Origin of the sequence: Streptomyces sp. ActVer (assembly GCF_027270795.1) — a bacterium.
Lineage (GTDB): Bacteria > Actinomycetota > Actinomycetes > Streptomycetales > Streptomycetaceae > Streptomyces > Streptomyces umbrinus_A.
In genome coordinates this window covers 1-638 of sequence record NZ_JAPWHT010001010.1, presented here as the reverse complement: position 1 = coordinate 638, position 638 = coordinate 1, and the positions used below count along the sequence as shown (strand labels likewise).

The 638-nt window shown below is 75.4% G+C and carries 1 pseudogene; it reads right to left on the bottom strand.

Annotated elements, in window-relative coordinates:
• A pseudogene (locus tag O3Q52_RS53875) lies at nt 1–638 on the bottom strand (MFS transporter); the annotation flags it as partial.

Genomic DNA, 638 nt, shown 5'->3' with positions numbered 1-638 from the left:
AGGGCGGGGCCGGCGAGCAGGCCGACGTAGCCGGTGACCGCGACGGTGGCGACCGTGCGGGGGCCGCCGATGCCTGCGGCGGTGATCAGGCTGGGGATGGTGACGGACAACCCCAGGCCGAAGGCCGCCCACCCCAGGAGGGCAAAGACGATGGTGGAGCCAGCAAGCCCGGTTGCCAGGCCGAGCGCGGCCAGGGCGGCGCCGGCCCGGACAACAGCGGGAGCGCCGAAGCGGGCGGTGAGCCGGTCTCCGGCGAGGCGACCGGCCGCCATGGCGGTGCTGTAGACGCCGTACGCCACGGCGCTGGTCGCGGCGGTCGCACCGAGGTCGTGCAGGTGGACGGCAGCCCAGTCGGCAGCGGCCCCCTCGCCCAGCAGGGTTCCGGCCGCCAGCGAGCCCAGCAGCCACAATCGGGACCGCGACAGACCCCCGCGCTCGTCCAAGCCCGGTGCCACACGGTCGTGGACGGGCTCGAGTCCAGGGCTGGCAAGACAGCGGGTAAGGCGCGTCGCCGCACCTGCCGCCGTGGCGGCGGTGGCGGCGACGCCGGCGAACAGGACGGTGTGCGGGGTGGGGGCGGTAGCTGGGGCCAGATCGGAAGGGCGTCGCGGAGGGAAAGAGGGTTCAGGGCCGTGTGG